Origin of the sequence: Allorhizocola rhizosphaerae (assembly GCF_003426775.1) — a bacterium.
GTDB lineage: Bacteria > Actinomycetota > Actinomycetes > Mycobacteriales > Micromonosporaceae > Allorhizocola > Allorhizocola rhizosphaerae.
In genome coordinates, this window is the sequence record NZ_QJUG01000479.1 from 1 (window position 1) to 1271 (window position 1271).

Annotated in this window: 1 protein-coding gene and 1 pseudogene; both read right to left on the reverse strand. The window is 75.1% G+C overall.

All coding sequences use genetic code 11. The features are described 5' to 3' along the window. On the reverse strand, window positions 1–689 hold a 689-nt coding region (locus tag DM816_RS41920; protein WP_117215947.1), incomplete at its 3' end, for a haloacid dehalogenase-like hydrolase. Between the two features lie 46 nt (window positions 690–735). Further along, window positions 736–1271: pseudogene (locus tag DM816_RS41925) on the reverse strand (hypothetical protein); the annotation flags it as partial.

The following is a 1271-nucleotide window of genomic DNA, read 5'->3' on the forward strand; positions in this document are numbered from 1 at the left end:
CTGGCCGCGGCCGCCGAGAGCACGGCGGCGGTGTCGGCCAGCGAGTCCAGCACGGCGTGAGCCCCGGCCGCGCGCAGGTCGGCGGCGCTGAACCGGCCCGTGGCCACCCCGACCGCCCGCACACCGCAGGCCAGCGCGCCCTCGATGTCGTGCGGGGTGTCTCCGATCACGACGATGCGCTGCGGCGGCGGCAGTGTGCCGTACTTGGCCTGGGCCCGCACGCACGCCGAGCCGACGAGCAGGGCCCGCTGCGCGCCGATGTGCCCGTAGCCGCCGATGTCGAAGTCGATGCCCGCGGCCAGGCCGAACACGGTCAGCTTCTGCCGCGCCACGGGTTCGAGGTTGCCGGTGACCAGTGACTGGACCACGCCCGGTGTTTGCGCCAGCGCGGCGATGGCCGCGGCCGAGCCGGGCAGCGCGGTGCCGTTGGCGCGCATGAGTTCGGCCCGCTGCGCCGCCGCGGCGACCATGTAGCCGTAGAACGCCTCGATCAGCGGCTCGTCGGCCGCGACGCCGTGCTCCCGCAGAATCCACGTGACCAGGGCCCGGTCGGTGCGCCCGGCCATGTCGGGCAGGTGCAGCAGCGGTAACCCCGTGGTGGCCTCGAACGCGGACGACAGCAGGCCGCGCCCGAAACCCCGCGTCCGGACCAGCGTGCGGTCGATGTCCCACAGCACCAAGCACTCCACGCCGCCACCCTAGCGGGCGCCCGGTGGGCGCCCGCTGGCCGCGGTGTCACCAGCCTGTGTTGATCACACCCATGCCCAGGTAGATCTGGTCCCAGGTGTTGCCGTCGTTGTCGTCGGCGTAGGCGGCGCTGACCTCGCCCCAGTGCGACACGGCCACGGCGATGCCCTCCTGCTTTCCGGCGGCGACCCGGGTGAGCTGTTGCGCCGCGAGGCGCCCGGTGTCGGTGCCGTCCGGGTGGTACCCGCGCACCCACACGTCCTGTGCGGCGGTCCACGCCACGACCGTGCCGCCCTGGCCGTCCAAGCCGATCGACGCGCCGGTGCCACCCGCGGCGGCCTCCACGTCGGCGTGCAGCGCCGCACCGGTCCGGCTGAACGAGCGGGTCCACACGCCCGGCACCCCGCTGTGGTCGGACTCCCACGCGGCGGCGAACTCGCCGTTGAACGTGGCCGCCACGCTCGGCCGCAGCCGCTGCCCGCCCGTGCTGGAGCCGGCCACGCGCCGCGACAGCGTGGCCGCGCCGCTGGCCTTGGCCAGCCGGATCAGCCCGATGTTGCTGGCCCCGTCGGCGTCGGCGTCCT